The organism is Saccharothrix sp. AJ9571 (assembly GCF_021725495.1).
In the GTDB taxonomy this organism is placed as follows: Bacteria; Actinomycetota; Actinomycetes; order Mycobacteriales; family Pseudonocardiaceae; genus Amycolatopsis; species Amycolatopsis magusensis.
The window spans coordinates 2,280,402-2,297,395 of the sequence record NZ_CP091382.1; the positions used below are offsets into that span (position 1 = coordinate 2,280,402).

General features: G+C 69.4%; 17 protein-coding genes and 1 tRNA gene. 8 read left to right on the forward strand and 10 right to left on the reverse strand.

Translation table 11 applies throughout. The features are described 5' to 3' along the window. Positions 1 to 23 precede the first annotated feature (23 nt). The 6 genes from L3Q67_RS09950 (at position 24) to L3Q67_RS09975 (ending at position 5,829) form a co-directional block, all read left to right on the forward strand. Positions 24 to 1,184 (forward strand): MFS transporter, encoded by a 1,161-nt coding sequence (locus L3Q67_RS09950; RefSeq protein ID WP_499189242.1) that lies wholly within the window; start codon positions 24 to 26, stop codon positions 1,182 to 1,184. Positions 1,185 to 1,468: 284 nt separating this feature from the next. Continuing rightward, entirely contained in the window at positions 1,469 to 1,831 is a 363-nt protein-coding gene (locus tag L3Q67_RS09955; RefSeq protein ID WP_499189243.1) for a helix-turn-helix domain-containing protein, read from the forward strand. Positions 1,832 to 1,851: 20 nt separating this feature from the next. Beyond that, on the forward strand, positions 1,852 to 2,835 hold the full coding sequence (locus L3Q67_RS09960) for a cation diffusion facilitator family transporter (RefSeq protein WP_499189244.1): 984 nt from the start codon (positions 1,852 to 1,854) through the stop codon (positions 2,833 to 2,835). Positions 2,836 to 2,873: 38 nt separating this feature from the next. Continuing rightward, complete coding sequence (locus L3Q67_RS09965) at positions 2,874 to 3,467, forward strand: TetR/AcrR family transcriptional regulator (protein WP_499189245.1); 594 nt, start codon at positions 2,874 to 2,876, stop codon at positions 3,465 to 3,467. Beyond that, complete coding sequence (locus L3Q67_RS09970) at positions 3,467 to 5,074, forward strand: acyl-CoA dehydrogenase family protein (protein ID WP_499189246.1); 1,608 nt, start codon at positions 3,467 to 3,469, stop codon at positions 5,072 to 5,074. Before L3Q67_RS09965 ends, L3Q67_RS09970 begins: the two co-directional genes overlap by 1 nt. After that, positions 5,071 to 5,829, forward strand: a complete 759-nt coding sequence (locus tag L3Q67_RS09975) for an enoyl-CoA hydratase (protein WP_499189247.1) — start codon at positions 5,071 to 5,073, stop codon at positions 5,827 to 5,829. The genes L3Q67_RS09970 and L3Q67_RS09975 overlap by 4 nt, the downstream gene beginning before the upstream one ends. A 196-nt stretch (positions 5,830 to 6,025) precedes the next feature. On the opposite strand, the gene L3Q67_RS09980 is transcribed toward L3Q67_RS09975, so the two are convergent. The 4 genes from L3Q67_RS09980 to L3Q67_RS09995 all read right to left on the reverse strand — a co-directional run bounded on the left by L3Q67_RS09980 (position 6,026) and on the right by L3Q67_RS09995 (position 10,754). Next, positions 6,026 to 6,673 (reverse strand): CAP domain-containing protein, encoded by a 648-nt coding sequence (locus tag L3Q67_RS09980; RefSeq protein ID WP_499189248.1) that lies wholly within the window; start codon positions 6,671 to 6,673, stop codon positions 6,026 to 6,028. A 112-nt stretch (positions 6,674 to 6,785) separates the two neighbouring features. Beyond that, on the reverse strand, positions 6,786 to 8,834 hold the full coding sequence (locus L3Q67_RS09985) for a CLIPPER-2 domain-containing protein (protein ID WP_499189249.1): 2,049 nt from the start codon (positions 8,832 to 8,834) through the stop codon (positions 6,786 to 6,788). A 119-nt stretch (positions 8,835 to 8,953) separates the two neighbouring features. Next, complete coding sequence (gene dcd / locus L3Q67_RS09990) at positions 8,954 to 9,535, reverse strand: dCTP deaminase (protein WP_499189250.1); 582 nt, start codon at positions 9,533 to 9,535, stop codon at positions 8,954 to 8,956. A 19-nt stretch (positions 9,536 to 9,554) separates the two neighbouring features. Further along, on the reverse strand, positions 9,555 to 10,754 hold the full coding sequence (locus L3Q67_RS09995) for an oxygenase MpaB family protein (RefSeq protein ID WP_499189251.1): 1,200 nt from the start codon (positions 10,752 to 10,754) through the stop codon (positions 9,555 to 9,557). 120 nt (positions 10,755 to 10,874) lie between these two features. Between L3Q67_RS09995 and L3Q67_RS10000 the strand changes: the two genes are divergently transcribed. Continuing rightward, positions 10,875 to 10,948 (forward strand) — tRNA-Gly (locus L3Q67_RS10000). 612 nt (positions 10,949 to 11,560) lie between these two features. Then, complete coding sequence (locus L3Q67_RS10005; protein WP_499189252.1) at positions 11,561 to 12,223, forward strand: hypothetical protein; 663 nt, start codon at positions 11,561 to 11,563, stop codon at positions 12,221 to 12,223. Positions 12,224 to 12,252: 29 nt separating this feature from the next. Here L3Q67_RS10005 and L3Q67_RS10010 read toward each other — a convergent pair whose 3' ends face one another. The 6 genes from L3Q67_RS10010 to L3Q67_RS10035 form a co-directional block, all read right to left on the reverse strand. Further along, the gene (locus L3Q67_RS10010; protein ID WP_499189253.1) at positions 12,253 to 12,951 is read right to left on the reverse strand and encodes a class I SAM-dependent DNA methyltransferase; all 699 of its coding nucleotides are present in this window, start codon (positions 12,949 to 12,951) and stop codon (positions 12,253 to 12,255) included. 44 nt (positions 12,952 to 12,995) lie between these two features. Next, a complete protein-coding gene (locus L3Q67_RS10015) occupies positions 12,996 to 13,292 on the reverse strand; it encodes an MmcQ/YjbR family DNA-binding protein (RefSeq protein WP_499191484.1) in 297 nt (98 codons plus the stop codon). A gap of 66 nt (positions 13,293 to 13,358) precedes the next feature. Then, positions 13,359 to 13,691: a YnfA family protein gene (locus tag L3Q67_RS10020; protein ID WP_209663557.1), complete on the reverse strand. Its 333-nt coding sequence runs from the start codon at positions 13,689 to 13,691 to the stop codon at positions 13,359 to 13,361. Next, complete coding sequence (locus tag L3Q67_RS10025; protein WP_499189254.1) at positions 13,688 to 14,683, reverse strand: hypothetical protein; 996 nt, start codon at positions 14,681 to 14,683, stop codon at positions 13,688 to 13,690. The genes L3Q67_RS10020 and L3Q67_RS10025 overlap by 4 nt, the downstream gene beginning before the upstream one ends. Further along, positions 14,680 to 15,174: a SigE family RNA polymerase sigma factor gene (locus tag L3Q67_RS10030; protein WP_499189255.1), complete on the reverse strand. Its 495-nt coding sequence runs from the start codon at positions 15,172 to 15,174 to the stop codon at positions 14,680 to 14,682. The genes L3Q67_RS10025 and L3Q67_RS10030 overlap by 4 nt, the downstream gene beginning before the upstream one ends. Positions 15,175 to 15,237: 63 nt before the next feature. Further along, positions 15,238 to 16,941, reverse strand: a complete 1,704-nt coding sequence (locus L3Q67_RS10035; RefSeq protein WP_499189256.1) for a bifunctional metallophosphatase/5'-nucleotidase — start codon at positions 16,939 to 16,941, stop codon at positions 15,238 to 15,240. Positions 16,942 to 16,994 lie beyond the last annotated feature (53 nt).

Here is a 16,994-nt window from a genome sequence, read left to right on the forward strand (position 1 = left end):
CGATCGTCCCTAGCCTGGGCCTCATGACAGTCGTGCGGGTCAGCCGGCGCCGGGAGATGGCCGCCCTGTTCAGCGGGGTCGCGTGCATGAACATCGCGATGGCCGGAGCCGGTACCGCCGGGGTGCTGATCGCGACCGAGTCGCCGGGGCCCGGCTGGAGCGGGGTGCCGTCGGCGGCCGGGGTGCTCGGGACCGCGGCGGGTGCGCTCGGCTCGGCCCGGCTGGTCGCGGCACACGGACACCGCCGGTCACTGCTCACCACCTACGGCATCGGCTCGCTCGGCGCCCTGATCGCCGCGGCGGGGGCGATCACCGGGCTGTTTCCCGTGCTGCTGGCCGGTTTGCTCGTGCTCGGCCTCGGCAACGGCGGCGCGCAGCTGTCCCGGTACGCGGCGGCCGACCTCTATTCGGACGAGCGCAAGGGCCGGGCGCTTTCGGCGATCGTCTGGGCGGGCACGGTCGGCGCGCTGGCCGGGCCGCCGCTGATCGCCCCGGCCGCGCACACCGCCGACGTGCTCGGGCTGCCAGGGCTCGCCGGGCCGCTGCTGGTCGCCGCGCTCGTGACGGCGGTGGCCGCGGTCGCCAGCGCGGCCCTGCCCCGGTCCAAGCCGGACGTTCAGCCGGAAACCCGGGCGTACGCGGGGTTCGCGGCGGCGTTCGCCCGGCCCTCGGTACGCGGTCCACTGCTCGCCATGGTCGCCGCGCAGGTGGCGATGGTCGCCATGATGACGATGTCGGCGCCGCAGTTGCACCAGCACGGGCACGGGCTGGAGGTGGTCGGCTGGACGCTGACCGCGCACATGATCGGCATGTTCGCGCTGGCGCCGATCTCCGGGCGCATAGCCGACCGGTGGGGCGGCCGGACGGCGATCTTCGCCGGGATCGGCACGCTCGCGGTGGCTTCGGCCGCCGCGATGGCCGCGCCGACTTCGCACACCGCCGGTATCCCGCTGTCGTTGTTCCTGCTCGGCTACGGCTGGAACCTGGTCTTCGTCGGCGGCAGCAGCCTGCTGAGCAAGCAGGCCCGCAAGTTGCAGGGCACTGTGGACGCGGTGGTGTGGTCGACTTCGGCGCTGGCCGGACTGGCCGCCGGGCCGCTGTTCGCGCTCGGCGGGTACGTGCTCGTGGCCGCTGTGGCGGGGATCACCGCGCTGGTTCCGCTGGCCGTGCTCACCCGGCGCTGAAAACGCTCGTGCATTGCGCACGTGCATTACAAGACATTGTCCGCAGTGGACAAGTGGACGCCCGAAATTCAGCCGGGCGAAACTCCCGGTGGGGCACCGAGGCCCCGGCTTTTCCCATTTGGCGGATAGACAGGGGCAGTAGCATGAAGATTCCTCACTGCCGACGTCGCCGGTGGGGCTCATTTGTGCGAGCGGAGGGGCGGCGCATTGTGAACGATTCGTCCGGCAGACGGAACGGCTTGACAATTCACCAAGATCAGGTCCAGCCGATTCGTGAGCCGCGGATGATCCCGGAACCGGTGCCCGCACAGCGGTCGCTGGTGCGCCCGTACGTGCTGACCAAGGGCCGCACGAAACCCAAACGCCACCTCGCGGTGGAGACGATGATCTCCACCAGGGCGTGCGCGCAGTGGCGGGACGCGCGGCTGGGCGCCGAGTACCACTCGGTGCGCGCGGTCTGCACGGAACCGCGCTCGGTCGCCGAGGTCGCGGCCCGGCTGCGGGTGCCACTGGGGGTGGCCAGGGTCCTGCTGGGGGACATGGCCGAACAGGGCCTGGTCGCGGTGCACGGCGCGGTCGCGACCCCGGGCACGCGGCCCGACCTGGCGCTGATGGAGCGCGTGCTCACCGGCCTGCGGCGGCTCTGAACCGCGCTTACCATCGGCCGGTGGCAAGTGAATCCGGCGGCGGCAGCACGCTCACCGTACTGCTCGCGGGTGGGGTGAACCTGGCGATCGCGGTGCTCAAGGCGATCGCCGGGTTGATCACCGGCTCCTCGGCGATGATGTCCGAAGCCGCGCACTCGGTGGCCGACACGATCACCGAGGTGCTGCTGCTCACCGCGTTGCGCCGGTCGGGAAGACCCGCCGATCGCGTGCACCCGTTCGGGTACGGCAAGGAGCGCTACTTCTGGGCGTTGCTGGCCGCGGTGTCGATCTTCGCCTCCGGCGCGATGTTCGCCTTCTACGAGGGCTTCTCCACGGTCTTCGGCGAATCGCAGGAGCAGGAGAGCCCGCTGATCGCCTACGGGGTGCTGGCGATCGCGTTCGCCCTCGAGTCCGTCTCGTGGTTGCAGGCGCTGCGGCAGGTCCGGCGCGAATCGGCGGAGGAGCACCGCTCGGTCGCCGAGCACCTGCGGCTGATCGACGATCCGGCGCCGAAGACCGTGTTGTTCGAGGACTCCGCCGCGCTGCTCGGCATCCTGCTCGCGTTCGCCGGTATCGGGCTGCACCACCTCACCGGCTCGTCGCTCTGGGACGGGCTCGCCTCGATCGCCATCGGCGCGCTGCTGGCCGTGGTCGCCTACACGCTGGGCCGCACCAACCGCGGCCTGCTCATCGGGCGGCAGGCGGATCCGGTGCTGGTCCGCGGGGTTCGCGACCACCTGGCGAGCGCGCCGGAGGTGGACGCGCTGGTCGACCTGCAGACCATGCTGCTGGGCACCGACCAGGTGCTCGTCTGCGCGCGACTGGACTTCGCCGACACGCTCAACTCCGGTGAGCTGGAACGGGTCTGCGTGCGGCTGGCGGGCGAGTTGTCCGCCGCCTTCACCGACATCACCGAGGTCTTCCTGGAACCGGTGCCGCGGACCGACACGGCGCTGCGGTCGGCGGTGCTGGACCGGTACGGCGACTGGCGCCCGTCCGGCTGACCCTTGCGCGAAGGAATGAATCGGCGTTCAATCCTTCCATGCCGTACCGCCGCACGCCCCGGGTCCAGGCACGCCTGGACTCCCAGCGCGCGAAGATCCTGGACACCGCAATCGAACTGCTGGCCGAGCACGGCTACGCGGGCTGCTCGATGGCGGCCGTGGCAAGCCGGGCAGGCGTCGCCACCGGCAGCGTCTACCGGCACTTCCCCGGCAAGGCGGAGCTGGTGGTCGAGGTGTTCCGCGAGGTGGTGACCCGCGAGGTCGCCGCGGTCGAGGCGGCCTCGGCCGAGCCGGGCGAGCACGCCGACCGGATCCTCGCGGTGTTCGACACCTTCGCCACGCGGGCGCTCAAGGCCCCGCGACTGGCCTACGCCCTGCTCGCCGAGCCGGTCGACGCGCCGATCGAGGCCGAGCGCCTGGTGTTCCGCCGGGCGTTCCGCGACGTCGTCGCCCGCCGGATCACCGACGGGATCAGCGCCGGCGCGCTGCCGCACCAGGACGCCGAGGTCACCGCGGCGGCGCTGGTCGGCGCGGCCGCCGAAGTCCTGATCGGACCCCTCACCGAGAACGACGCCGAAAGCGCCCTGCCCGCCCTGCGCACCTTCGTCCAGCGCGCCCTAGGAGGACATTGATGCCCGCCACCCACGAGGTCACCAACCAGGTTCCGCTGCTCACCGGCTACAACGTGGCCGACGATCCGGCGCTGCTGGCCGGCCTGCACCGCGAAGGCGCCGGGTGGGCCGAGCCGGAGCTGCGCGAACTCGGCGCGCTGGCCGGGGGTGAGCAGGCGCAGGAATGGGGCAGGCTGGCCAACGAAAACCCGCCGAAGCTGCGCACGCACGACCGCGTCGGCCACCGGATCGACGAGGTCGAGTTCCACCCGCACTGGCACGACCTGATGGACGTCGCGGTGAGCCACGGGCTGCACGGCACACCGTGGCAGGACGACCGCGCGGGCACGCACGTGGCGCGGGCGGCGAAGTTCTACACCTGGGGCCAGGTCGAAGCCGGGCACAGCTGCCCGATCTCGATGACCTACGCGGCCGTGCCCGCGCTGCGGCACAACCCGGAACTCGCCGCGGTCTACGAGCCGCTGCTCGCCAACCGCGAATACGACTTCGGCCTGCGGGAACCCAGTGGCAAGCGCGGGCTGATCGCGGGCATGTCGATGACCGAGAAGCAGGGCGGGTCCGACGTCCGCGCGAACACCACCCTCGCCCGGCCCACCCAGGACGGATACCTGCTCACCGGGCACAAGTGGTTCACCTCGGCGCCGATGTCCGACCTGTTCCTGACGCTGGCGCAGGCGCCCGGCGGGCTCTCCTGCTTCCTGCTGCCGCGCGTGCTGCCCGACGGCACCCGCAACCGCATCCACCTGCAGCGGCTCAAGGACAAGCTGGGCAACCGGTCCAACGCCTCCGCCGAGATCGAGTACGACGACGCGGTCGGCTTCCTGGTCGGCGCGGAGGGCCGCGGGGTCCAGACCATCATCGAAATGGTCAACATGACGCGGCTGGACTGCGTGCTGGGCAGCGCTTCGGGCATGCGGTACGGCGTCGTGCGGGCGGTGCACCACGCCGGGCACCGCACCGCGTTCGGCAAACGGCTGGCGGAGCAGCCCCTGATGACGAACGTGCTGGCCGACCTGGCGCTGGAGGCCGAGGCCGCGACGACCGTCGCGATGAGACTGGCCGGAGCCACCGATCGCAGCGAAGAAGCGGCGTTCCGGCGCCTCGGGCTCGCGGTGACGAAGTACTGGGTCTGCAAACGGGCGCCGATGCACGCCGCGGAGGCGCTGGAATGCCTCGGCGGCAATGGCTACATCGAGGAATCGGGAATGCCGCGGTTGTTCCGCGAATCGCCGTTGATGTCCATTTGGGAGGGTTCCGGGAACGTCGCCGCATTGGACGCGTTGCGCGCGATGGCCAAACAGCCGGATTCGGTCGACGCGTTCTTCACCGAAGTCGAACTGGCCACCGGCGCTGATTCCCGATTGGACGATGCGATCGCCGCGGTGCGCAAGGAACTCGCCGATTTCGAGCAGATCGAATACCGCGCGCGGCGCATCGTCGAATCGCTCGCGCTGGTGCTGCAGGGCTCACTGCTGGTGCGGCACGCACCGGCGGCGGTCGCGGACGCCTTCTGCGCGTCCCGGTTCGGCGGGGACTGGGGCGTCGCGTTCGGCACCCTGCCCGCCGGGACCGATGTGGACGCCATCGTCGAACGGGCACGAGTGTGAGCGTGCGAAGTGAGTCGACGGGTCCGGTCACCACGATCATCCTGTCCCGGCCGGAGAAGCGGAACGCGGTCGACGGGCCGACCGCCGCCGCGCTGGCGGAGGCGTTCCGCGCCTTCGACGCCGATCCGGGCGCCCGCGTGGCGGTGCTGTGGGGCGAGGGCGGCACGTTCTGCGCGGGCGCCGACCTGAAGGCGATCGGGACCGAGGACGGCAACCAGGTCACCGAGGACGGCGACGGCCCGATGGGCCCGACCCGGCTGCGGCTGGGCAAGCCGGTCGTCGCCGCGATCGCCGGGCACGCCGTGGCCGGTGGGCTGGAGCTGGCGATCTGGTGCGATCTGCGGGTGGCCGAGGAGGACGCGGTGTTCGGCGTCTTCTGCCGCCGGTGGGGCGTGCCGCTGATCGACGGCGGCACGGTCCGGCTGCCGCGGTTGATCGGCACCAGCAACGCGATGGACCTCATCCTGACCGGCCGCGGGGTGCCCGCCGACGAGGCGCACCGGATGGGCCTGGTGAACCGGCTGGTCCCGCCAGGGCGATCGCGGGCCGAGGCCGAACGACTGGCCGCGCAGATCGCCGCCTTCCCGCAGACCTGCCTGCGCGAGGACCGGCTGTCCGTGCTGGAGCAGGAGGGCCTGTCCGAAGAAGACGCCATGGCGGGCGAGCTGCGCCACGGCCTCGTTTCCCTGTCCTCGGACGCCTTGGCGGGCGTTCGGCGATTCGCCTCCGGTGCCGGGCGCCACGGCGAAATGTGACTCGGCGCACAGCAGGTTTGCCCGGCCCGGGTGCCGGGGTAGTAGATCACCGGTGTCCGGCGGATACCGGCCCGCAGGGGGTGCGACTCATGGTGGATCTGCGGTCCGGAAGCCGGTAGGGACGGACACCCCTTTACCAAATGCACAGAGGAAACGCCGGCGGCCACGAGCTCGCCGGCGTTTCTGTTCGCGGACCTCAGTAGCCGAAGTTCTGGGTCCAGTACCAGCCGCCGGTGGCCACGCCCACGCCGAGCTTGGTCAGGTCGCAGTTGAGGATGTTCCGCCGGTGCCCCTCGGAGTTCATCCACATGTTCATCGTCTGCTCGGCGGTGGTGGAGCCCTTCGCGATGTTCTCCGCGCCCGGCTTCGGGTAGCCCGCCTTCTTGATGCGCTGGTCGAAGGTGACGCCCTCGGGCGTGGTGTGCGAGAAGTAGTTCCGCGCCGACATGTCGTCGCTGTGCGCCTGCGCGGACTTCACCAGCCGGTCGTCGATCCCGACGGCACCGCAGCCCGCCTTCGCGCGCTCCTGGTTCACCAGCGCAACCACCTGGGCGCCGCGCGAGCCGTCGACCGGCTTGGCCTTGGGCGTCTCCTTCGGCTTGGCCGACGAAGTGGGCGCGCTGCTGCTGCTTTCGGGCGCCGCTTCGCTGCTGCTGGGCGGCGCGGTCGACGACGAGGGCGGCGGTGCCGTGCTCGTGGTGACCGGCGGCGCGCTCGCCGTCGTCTGCTGCGCGGCCCGGAACGCACTCAGGTCCTCGGTGACCCGCTGCTGGCCCGCGAGGGCGTCGGTCTCGGCGGACCGATCCAGCGTCAGGTAACCACCGGCGGCAAGCGCACCACCCATCAGGACACCAAGTACCACTGAAAGTGACTTCTTACGCGGGTTCACGGCTGGCACGAGCCCGGAAATTACCACTAAAGCATGATCATGTGGACCCTACGTAAGCAGTGGGTAGTTAGTTCACGTGGTTTCGGCCACGTCGTGAAACCAGCACCAGAGCGCCGCCCACGAGCAGCAAGCCGAGGCCCGCGACCAGGGTCGGCAGCGCGTCGACACCGGTGGACGCGAGCGACTTCGCCGCCGTCTGCTTCGGCGTGCCGCTGCCACCCGACTGGTTCGCCGCACCGCCGCCGACCTGCACCACCGCGGTGTCGGAGTCGGTCAGCGCGACCGTCCCCTGGTCGGTGTCCGGCGTCGCCTTCGCGTTCGCGGTGTTGCTCAGCTGCCCGCTCTTCGGCGCCGGGGTGGTGCACGTCCAGGTGCGCGTCTCGCCGACGCCGAGCCGCTCGAACGACCGGTCGCAGGCGGCCAGCGTCGGGTCGGTCACCTGGACGGGGGCGAGCACGGTGTTGCCGGTGTTCTTCGCGGTCAGCGTGAAGGTGACGGTGGCGCCGGGCGCCGCCTGCTCCGCACCGGCGTCCTTGGTCAGCTCCAGGCCGGGCTTGGCCGAGCGCAGCATCAGCTCGTCCTTCGAGCGGACTTCCTTGGCGAGGGCGTCGAAGCCGGTGACCTTGACGAAGTAGACGACGTCCTGCTCGCCGATGGTGAACTCGCAGTTCACTTCGTGCTTCCCGCCGGGCTCCAGCGTGCCGATGGTCGCGGCACAGCCGGTCAGCGGGTCTTCGACGGCGACATCGGTCAGCACCGCGTCACCGGTGTTGGTCACCTCGACGACCAGCGCGGCCTTGTGCCCGGGGTTGACCGGCTTCTCCGGCCCGATGAGCTTGGCCGTGATCCCGGGTCCGAGCACGTCGACGCCGGAGTCCGCCTCATCCTCCAGCTTGCCGCCGAGCGGGTCGACCGCGCTCACCGCGGCCGTGCTGGTCACGTCCTGATCGGCGACGAAGGTGCAGGTGCGGGTCTCGACCGCTTCGGGGTCCAGCGACTCGACGGTGAAGCCGCAGGACGGCTCGCGGTCGTCGGTCACCGCGACGTCGGTCAGCGGCACGTCGCCGGTGTTCGTCACGGTCAGCGTGACCGTCACCTCGTCACCCGGGTGAGCCTGCTCGGGCGAAACGGTGTGGTCGAACTTCAGCGACGGGTGGATCACGTCGATCGACGCGCTCGCCTCGCTGGTCAGCGGCTTCTTGTCGGCGGCGAGGGTGCTCGCGCTGGTCTTGACCTCGGCGTCCTCGGTGGCGGTCATCGCGCACTGGTAACCCTCGGAGGTGCCCGCGAGCAGCGAGTTGATCGTGCGCGCGCACTCGGGTGCCAGGGTGTCGGCGACCTTGATGTCCTCCAGGTCCTCGTCGCCGGTGTTGGCGACCTCCACCTGGAACACCACGGAATCGCCCACCCGGTACGGGCCGTCCAGCGCCTTCTTCGTCAGCGACAGCCCCGGGTTGATCACCTGGAGCCGCTGCTCGGCCGAGGCGAGCACGAGCCGGTGCGTGCCGTCGGTGCCGTTCGCGCGGATCGTCTTGTCGATGCTCTCGGTGGCCTTGACCGTGCACTCGTAGGTCTGCGTCGCACCGGCGTCGAGCTTGCCGAGCTTCTTGCCGCAGTTCGGATCGGCCACGTTGACGTCCCGCAGCGGCGAGTCACCGGTGTTGCGCACGGTGACCGAGAAGGCCGCGGACTCGCCCTGGCGCGCCAGCTTCGGACCGCTGATCCGCAGGTCGAGCTTCGGGTGGATGACGTCCACCGCCGCACTGGCCGCCGCCTCCGCGCGGCGACCGGCCGGCGGGCGCGCGGTGACCGTCGCCTCGTTGGTGAAGTCCTGCGCGGGCGCGGCGGCGAAGCAGCCGTAACCCCAGACCCCGCCCGGCTCCAGCGGCTCGGCGCGGCTCTGCGAGCACTCGGGGGTGCGCGGGTCGGTCACCGTGACGCGCGCGAGCGGCACGTCCCCGGTGTTGCGCACGGTGAGCTGGAAGGTCACCTGGTCGCCGGTGCGGAACGGCCCGCCGGTGACCTCCTTGGTCAGCTCGATACCCGGTTGGTCGGCGGCGGACGCGGGGGTGACCGCGAAAACCGCCGGGCCGCCGAGGGCCAACACGATCGCCATGCCCATACGGACCAGCCCGGCCTTGCGCACGAAACCCCCATCGGAGCCAGTGGATACTGCCGACTATTCGCCGGATCGGGGGATTTCGTTACACGATTCGCAGTGCTTTCCGCGCCAGGTCAGCGTTTGGTGTCGATCAGGTGAAAGTTCTGGTAAGCCCGGCTCGGCGTGGGCCCGCGCTGGCCCTGGTACCGGGAACCGGCCTGCGCCGAACCGTAGGGGTGCTCGGCCGGGCTGTGCAGCATGAACAAGCACATCTGGCCGATCTTCATCCCCGGCCACAGCGTGATCGGCAGATTGGCCACATTGGACAGTTCGAGGGTGATGTGGCCGGAGAAGCCGGGGTCGATGAAGCCGGCCGTGGAGTGGGTGAGGAGGCCGAGCCTGCCGAGCGAGGACTTGCCCTCGAGGCGTCCGGCGAGGTCGTCGGGCAGGGTGAAGCTCTCGTAGGTGGAGCCGAGCACGAACTCGCCGGGGTGCAGCACGAACGCCTCGTCGCCCTCCTTCTCCACCAGCGAGGTCAGCTCGTCCTGCTGGAGGCGGGGGTCGATGTGGGTGTACTTGGTGTTGTTGAAGACCCGGAAGAAGCGGTCGAGCCGGACGTCGATGCTGGACGGTTGCAGCATCGCCGGATCGAACGGGTCGACGCCGAGCCGTCCGGATTCGACGTCTTTGCGGAGGTCTCGGTCACTGAGCAGCACGGGCCCAGGTTAGCCGGGGTCAGGCCGCGCTCCGCATGTGCTGTGCGTAGGTCGCGTCGATGTCGAAGAGTTTCGCGAGGTGGGCGACGTAGGCGCGGCGCTCGGCCAGGCCGATGCGCTCCTGGAGCGCGGTGAGCCCGGGCACCGTGCGGCGGACCGTCTCGGCCGCGAAGATCGCCCCGGCCGCGGCCACGATCGCCCCCTGCGCGACGCGGTCGTCGGGCAGTTCGAGGAAGTCGGCGTTGGCCTTGCCGAGCACGAGCCTGCTGATCGAGGAGTGCACGCGGACCGAGACGTGCGAGAGGACCTTGCCGAGGGCCCCGCGGCCGTGGCCGATCTCTTCGTGCGACTTGAGCAGCGCCCTGGCCAGGCGCTTCGAGTCTTCGTCGGGGATGAACTCGGTGGCGGCGAGCAGCCAGAGCAGGCGCCAGGCGTCGCGCTCACCGGCGGGCAGCAGTTCCTCGTCGACACCCATGAGCCAGCCGGCGTAGCGCCAGAGGTGCAGGATGTCGGCGCGCTCGCGGGCGGTGTAGCGGATGCCGAGCAGCTGGGTGCCGAAGACGAAGACGAGGGAGAACAGGAGCAGCGTGCCGGTGGTCTGGACCTGGTTGACCGGCCGGTCCCACTTGTCGTAGTCCCAGTCGGGCCGCCGGTTCATGGCCGCGCGGACGTGCGCGTGCACGATCCGCACCCGCAACGCGGCGGCGTACCCCTCGGCCCCGGGCTCGAGCGCGCCGGGATTGGTGACTTCGATCCACCAGGTCGCCGTCTCGACCAGTCGTTTTGTCGCCTTGTGCTCGATGGCGCCGGTGCCCACCAGCGACTTCGTGGCCCGCGATGCGAGGTAGCCGCCCATCAGGGCCATGTCGCCCAGCGGGAAGAGGCCCAGCAGCCCGGTGCGCACGATCGCCCGCGCCCCACGCTCGACGCTGGCCCGATCCACCCACAACGGCGTCGCCTCGACGGCCCGGAAGAACCGACGCAGCTCGTCCGGTGGTTCCTCGATGCTGTCGATGCCGTCCTTGAGCGCCCGCTCGAACAACGCGCGTCCCGCGGGGTTCTCGCGCATCATCGCCACCACCGCGTCGGCAGCGGGATCCTCGGCCTGCGCGAACTCACGCAACCGGCGGACCTGCTGTTCGTCACCCCGGATGTCGCCCCCGGAAAACCGCGCCGCCAGCCGGAACCCACCCTGGCGGAACAACTCAGGCTCGTCCACGCAACCTCACCACCTCTGGACAACAAGTGTTGTCACTTGCCGGGTGCCACGTCAACCCGGTAGGTTCAAGGAGGCCGGAGCAAGGCGGGGATGGACACCGTGTATGCTCGGTCGAGTACTGCGGATGTAGTTCAATGGTAGAACATCAGCTTCCCAAGCTGAATACGCGGGTTCGATTCCCGTCATCCGCTCCACCGGCATAAGCCCTGGTTCGCGTTCCCGGCGAACCAGGGCTTATTGCTTTCCATGTCCCGTTCCCCGGCCTCGCCCACCCGCTCTCTCTCGCAGGTTCCTCGGATGCCAGCAGCCATCCGGGGAGCGGCAGCCACCGACGTGCCACAGAACGTCGAACTCACCTTCTCGAGCAGCCTCGAATGCCACACAGCGCCGCCATGTGAGTTATCCAGAACCCGATAAAAGTAACCACGAGACAACCGCTGGATCGGCGGTAGTGAATACGACAGCCCGGTTGCAACTGTTGAGCTACGCATATTGCCAGATCCGGGGAGGCAGATTTGCGCACGGTTCACTACAAAAATTGCGAGGATGCGACCAGCGAGACCTGCAGGTGCACATGGTGCGCAGGCACGAGACACGGATGGCAAGGCGCACTCGAAATCGCAAAGGATGCGAGCCCGAAGCGATATGACGACTTGCGAAAGGCCGTTGAGGATAACTGGAAAGTAGTCGCCAGCAAAAGACTGAAGACTTCTACGAACCTGGCAGTAAGATCACTCAAGAACGCTGCCACCAGATTACTCAAAGCCGACTTGATCGGCGGGCTCCGTCGATCCGCAAGAAATCCCGTGACTCCCGAATCAACACCCGATCTTGCCACCGGCAGTGAAGATACACAGAAGACCAAAGCCGAAGGGGGTCAAGACCCCGGCGCCGCCAATCTACCCGAGCAGCAAGACAACATACTGGAGCAGATCGACTCGCTGACCAAGGTGATGTTCAACGGCGTCGGACCCAGTGACAACAAACCCAGCGTGACCGCCGGCATCATAGGCAAGATCGAGAATGAGCTGGGCAGGAAAATATCCGATAAAACCCGGCGCGCCATGGCCGATCACTTCTGGTGCGACATACTGGCGCACTTGGCCCACACCTTGGACCAGGCCGTGACCATGGTCGACAAGATCCCGGATCACGTCGCGGACGTGGTCATCAAATCCCGGCCGAACGAGAAGCGCCCGCACGTCGAAGACGTGATCGTCAAGCTTGCTGTCAAGTACGTCTGGACTTACCTGCAGAAGCTCATCCTTTTCGGCCTGACGGCCAAGGGCAAGGCCCTAGTTGTCACCCTTCGCGTCCTCGCCATCCTCATGTGCAAGCAGCCCGACCGGCACAAGGCAGTGATCCAATACTGCGTCGACCCCATGGGGCAACACCTCAAAGACGAGACCAAGGAGAAGCTCAAGACCACACTGCAGGACTGGCTGCCGTCATTCCCGGCGGTGCAGTGAGCCAGTCAGAGTGTTGTCGTGCTCAAGCCTCACTTCTCCTTGTGGAAGACGTAGGCGGCGGATACCGGGTGGTGGCGGTACTTCGACCACTTCGGTTTCAGGGTGATCCATCGGTCGTCTACCACGGCTTCTCGTAGTTCGGCCAGGCGCCAACCGGCGGTCAGCGCCGCGGTGAGGTGGTCGCTGATGAGGTGCACGGTGGTGGAGATGGCGATGGACTCGCCCGCCGCGGTGGTGAAGTGGGTGGGCATGCCTGACGCCATGATGAAGTGCGGGTGCAGGCCCACCAGGGCGAAGTGCGCGTTCGGCGCGGCGACGCGGAAGGCTTCGCGGTACAGCGGCGCGAGGTCCGGCAGGTGCTCGTCGATCAGGGAGGCGATGAGCAGGTCGTACGTGTCGTCCGGCAGGCCGGTGTCGGTGACATCGCCTTCCAGGAGGGTGTCGTGTGCACCTCGCGCGCGGGCGGCGGCGAGCATTTCCGGGGTGAGGTCGATGCCGTCGATCGCGGGCACGCCGTGGCGGCGGAGCCAGGCGCCGGTGCGACCGGTGCCGCAGCCCAGGTCCAGTGCCCTGGTCGTGCGCGACCACTGTGGCACGGTCAGTTCGTCGAGCACGGCGATGTCCATTTCGTCCTGGACCGTGTCCTCGTACGTGCTGACCCACTCGCCATAACCGGTGCGCACGTCGACCGTGCGGTAGCCGCGCGAATCGAAGCTGTCGAACTCCATGCGGCCGAGTATGGCGATCACCACGCCGCACCCCCAACCGAATATCACCGCAGTCGCGCCGGGGCCTTCGTCCGCCACGCCTCTTCGATCAACTCCGCCAACTGCTCCCCGTCGACCTTCGCCAGGTCCACCAGGATCGCGCCGTAGCCGTCGTAGTGCGGCGTCGTGTAGAACGCCGGATCGCCCGAGGCGAGCAGCGCCTCCTTCTCGTCCAGCCCGCACATCAGCACCAAGCCGCCTTCCGCCTCGGTGCGCAGGCGGGCGAACGACTTGCCCGCCACCTTCAGCGCCGGCGTGCGGTACGAAGTGGACTCTTCGACTTCCGGCAGCCGCTTCGCCAGCGCGACAGCGTCTTCCTAGGTAGGCATGCTCCCATTGTCACGGCCCCGGCTTGGAGGAACGGGAACTCACGAGCGCGGCGCGTACATGATCACCGCGACCCCCACCAGGCAGACGGCCACGCCGATCAGGTCGTACCGGTCCGGCCGGTAACCGTCCAGCACCACGCCCCACAGCAGCGAACCGGCCACGAAGATGCCCCCGTACGCGGCGAGGATCCGGCCGAAGTGCGCGTCCGGCTGCAGGGTGGCGACGAAGCCGTACGCCCCGAGCGCCACCACGCCACCGAGCACCCACAGCCAGCCGCGCTGCTCCCGGACGCCCTGCCACACCAGCCACGCCCCGCCGATCTCGGCCAACGCGGCCAGCACGAACAGGACCAGCGAACGCACCACCGTCAACGCGTACCCACCCACGAGAAATCAGTCGCCGAATTGAGCACGATCTTCTCAGCGACCTCGACCAGCGCGGACTCCCAGCCCGGCCCCCGGACCCCGTACTCGGCCGGCGGCGTCCGCAGCACCACCCAGCGCCCGTCCCCGAGCGGCACGCTCAGCGCCGCGCCGGTCTTCGGCTGGAACGGGACGAACTTGCCTCGGATGCCGCGCACCATCACCTCGTACCCGCCGGGGAGATCCGCCGGAGCCGGGGCGACCGCGGCGTCGAACTCCTTCCAGCTTCCCGACGTGTTCCAGTCGGACGCCCTGGTCACCGCGGCCGACGGTGAACTGCCCTCCACCGAAACCTCCACCCGTTCGGGCGGCAGGCCGAGGTCGAACTGGGGGGTGAGCACATCCGCGGACTCGTGCACCGACTCGGCGATTCGCAGTGCGATGCCCCTCGGCTCGGCCACCTCGTGGAACTGCAGGCTCAACCGGACCTTCGGCGCCGGCAGCCAGGCCAGCGAGGCCCGCTCGGGATCGTCGGTCGCCTCGAAAGCGCCGGGCCTGCCGTGCACGCTCGTCCTCTGCGGCTCCGGTGCCGCGGTGATGTCGTCGGTCCACACGGGCAGCCCGTCCGGTCCGGGGGTCGCCTGCACGAACAGGGAGATGCGGGACTCGCCCGACCCCCACGTCCGGATCTGGATGTAGTCGTAAGCGGAACTCCGGCTGGTTTCGACGTACCCGTCCGGCAGCCAGCCCACGTCGTACCGCATCGGCAGGCCGGGCAGCTCCCGTTGCGCGAATCCGGCCACCGGCACCGGGGGCGGTGAGGGCGCCAGCAAGGAGGTCGCGCCCACGGCGAGCACCGCCACGAGGGCCGCGATCAGGCTCACCACCAGCGACTTCCGCGGAGACCGCCGCTCACCGGCCAGTGCGTGCAGGATCGGGCCGCCGTGCGGCACGCGTTCGGCCTGTTTCGCCAGTGCGGCTTTGATCAGCTCCTCGGTCATGCCTGCTCCGCTTCCAGTTCGATGGCCCGCAACCTGGTGAGCGCCCGCGAGATGTGGCTGCGCACGGTGCCTTCCCGGCACCCGAGCAGGGCCGCGATCTCGGCGTCGGAGTAGTCCTCGTAGTAGCGGAGGACCACGGCCGCGCGTTGTTTCGCCGGGAGTGCCGCGATTTCGGCCAGCATCGTGTCCCGCGCGTCGTAGTCATCGGCGGGATCGTCGCTGTGGCCCAGCGCCTCCCACTCGGCGTGCGACAACGAGACGTCGGTCCTGGCCCGGCGGCGGCGCCACGAGAGGTACTCGTTGGTCACCATCCGCTTCACGTACGCGGCGGGCTGGCCGGTCGCGGCGATGCGCGGCCAGCGTTGCTGCGCGCGCAGCAGCGACTCCTGCACGATGTCCTGCGCCAGGTGCGCGTCGCAGGTCAGGACGGTCGCGTACCGCAGCAACGGGTCGAGTCGCTGCGCGACGAACTCGTCGAAGGTGGGGCTCACCCCTCTCAAACGCACCAGCCCCCCGTTCTGTTGAACGGGGGGCCGGTGGATTTTCACGCGGAACTACGGCTTGACGGTGATGCGGTCCGCCGGCGGCGGGGCGACGCCCGGGTGCGCGCCGAAGTAGGCGATCAGCGCGTCCAGGTCGACCGGGCCGCCCGCCAGGTCGGTGCCCTTGGTGAACTCGGTGAACCCGTCCCCGCCGGCGGCGAGGAAGTTGTTCACCGACACCCGGTAGGTGCCCGCCGGGTCGACCGGCTGGCCGTCGATGGTCAGGTCGGAGACCTTCGACCCGGGGGCCGCCGACGACGAATACGCGTACTTCAGCGTCGACGAGACCTGCAGGATCCGCGGCGAGGCCTGCTGCCACTGCTGCTCCAGCACGGCCTTGAGGTTCTCGCCGGTCATCGTGATCGTCTGCATGATGTTCGCGAACGGCTGCACGGTGAACGCCTCGCCGTAGGTGACCACGCCGTCGCCTTCACCGGCGGGCGAGGACGCGTACACCAGGTCCGCGCGCACGCCGCCCGGGTTGGTGATGGCGATCTGCGCGCCGTTCGACTTGGTGGCTTCGAGCTGGGCGTCGGCGATCACGCTGCCGAGCGGCATCTCGCCGGACGGCGCGGCCGCGCGCAGCAGGTCCCCGGAAATGGTGCCGACCTGCTCGTTCGCGATCGGCGCGGCCTTGGTCTTCGCCTCGTCGATCAGCTTCTGCGTGCCCGCGTCGGGCGTGCCGGTGCGGGTGACGATCTCGTTGTGCGCCTTGGACTGCTCACGCACCACCTCGCGCGAGCGGCGGTCGACCTTGAGGTCCACAACGGACAGCAGACGGCCGAAGGAGGCGCCCTGGATCATCGTGCGCGGCTGCCCGGACGGGTCGTTGACCGTGCAGTTGTACTGCTGGTGGCTGTGGCCGGTGAAGATCACGTCGACCTCGGGGGTGACGTTCTCGGCGATCTTGGTGGCCGGACCGGGCAGCGCCTTGCAGTCGTCGGGGCCGCCGCCTTCGGTGTTGTCACCCTGGTGCAGCAGCACGACCTGCGCCTTGATGCCGAGGCGGTCGAGCAGGGTCGCGGTGCGGTTGATCGCCTCGACCTCGTCGCCGAACTTCAGGCCCTTGATCGCCTCCGGGGTGACCACGGTCGGCAGGTCCTTCAGCGTGGCGCCGATGATGCCGATCGGCACGCCACCGGAGAATTCGACGCTGAACGGGAGCAGCGCCGGGATGCCGTTGTCGAAGGTGACGTTGGCGCCGAGGAACGGGAACTTCGCGCCCTGGTACTTGTCCCGGAACTGGCAGCCGTCATCGGGGTGGCAGCCACCGAACTGCATGCGCCGCAGTTCCTGGTACCCCTCGTCGAACTCGTGGTTGCCGACCACCGAGGCCTTGACGCCGATCGAGTTGAGGAATTCGATCGTCGGCTCGTCGTGGAACAGCGCGGAGATCACCGGCGAGGCGCCGACGCTGTCGCCCGCGGAGAGCACCACCGAGTTCTTGACCTCACCGCGCAGCCGCTTCACGTGCGACGCCAGGTGAGCCGCGCCTCCAGCGTCCACAGTGGACCCGTTCGGCAGCGCGACCCGGCCGGAGGAACCGGACGGCGGCTCGAGGTTGCCGTGCAGGTCGTTGAAGGTGATCAGGCGGACGTCGGTGGTGGCGGCCGGCGCGGCGGAGGCGGGTGCGCCCGCCGCGATGAGGCCGAGCGAGGCCAGCACGGCCACCCCGAGGGTGCCTGCTCGCCTGCGCAGGCGGGTAGTCAAGATCATTTCTCCTCCGTTTCGGGCACGGAGTCTGCCTGGTCGCCAGGCCATCCACCAGA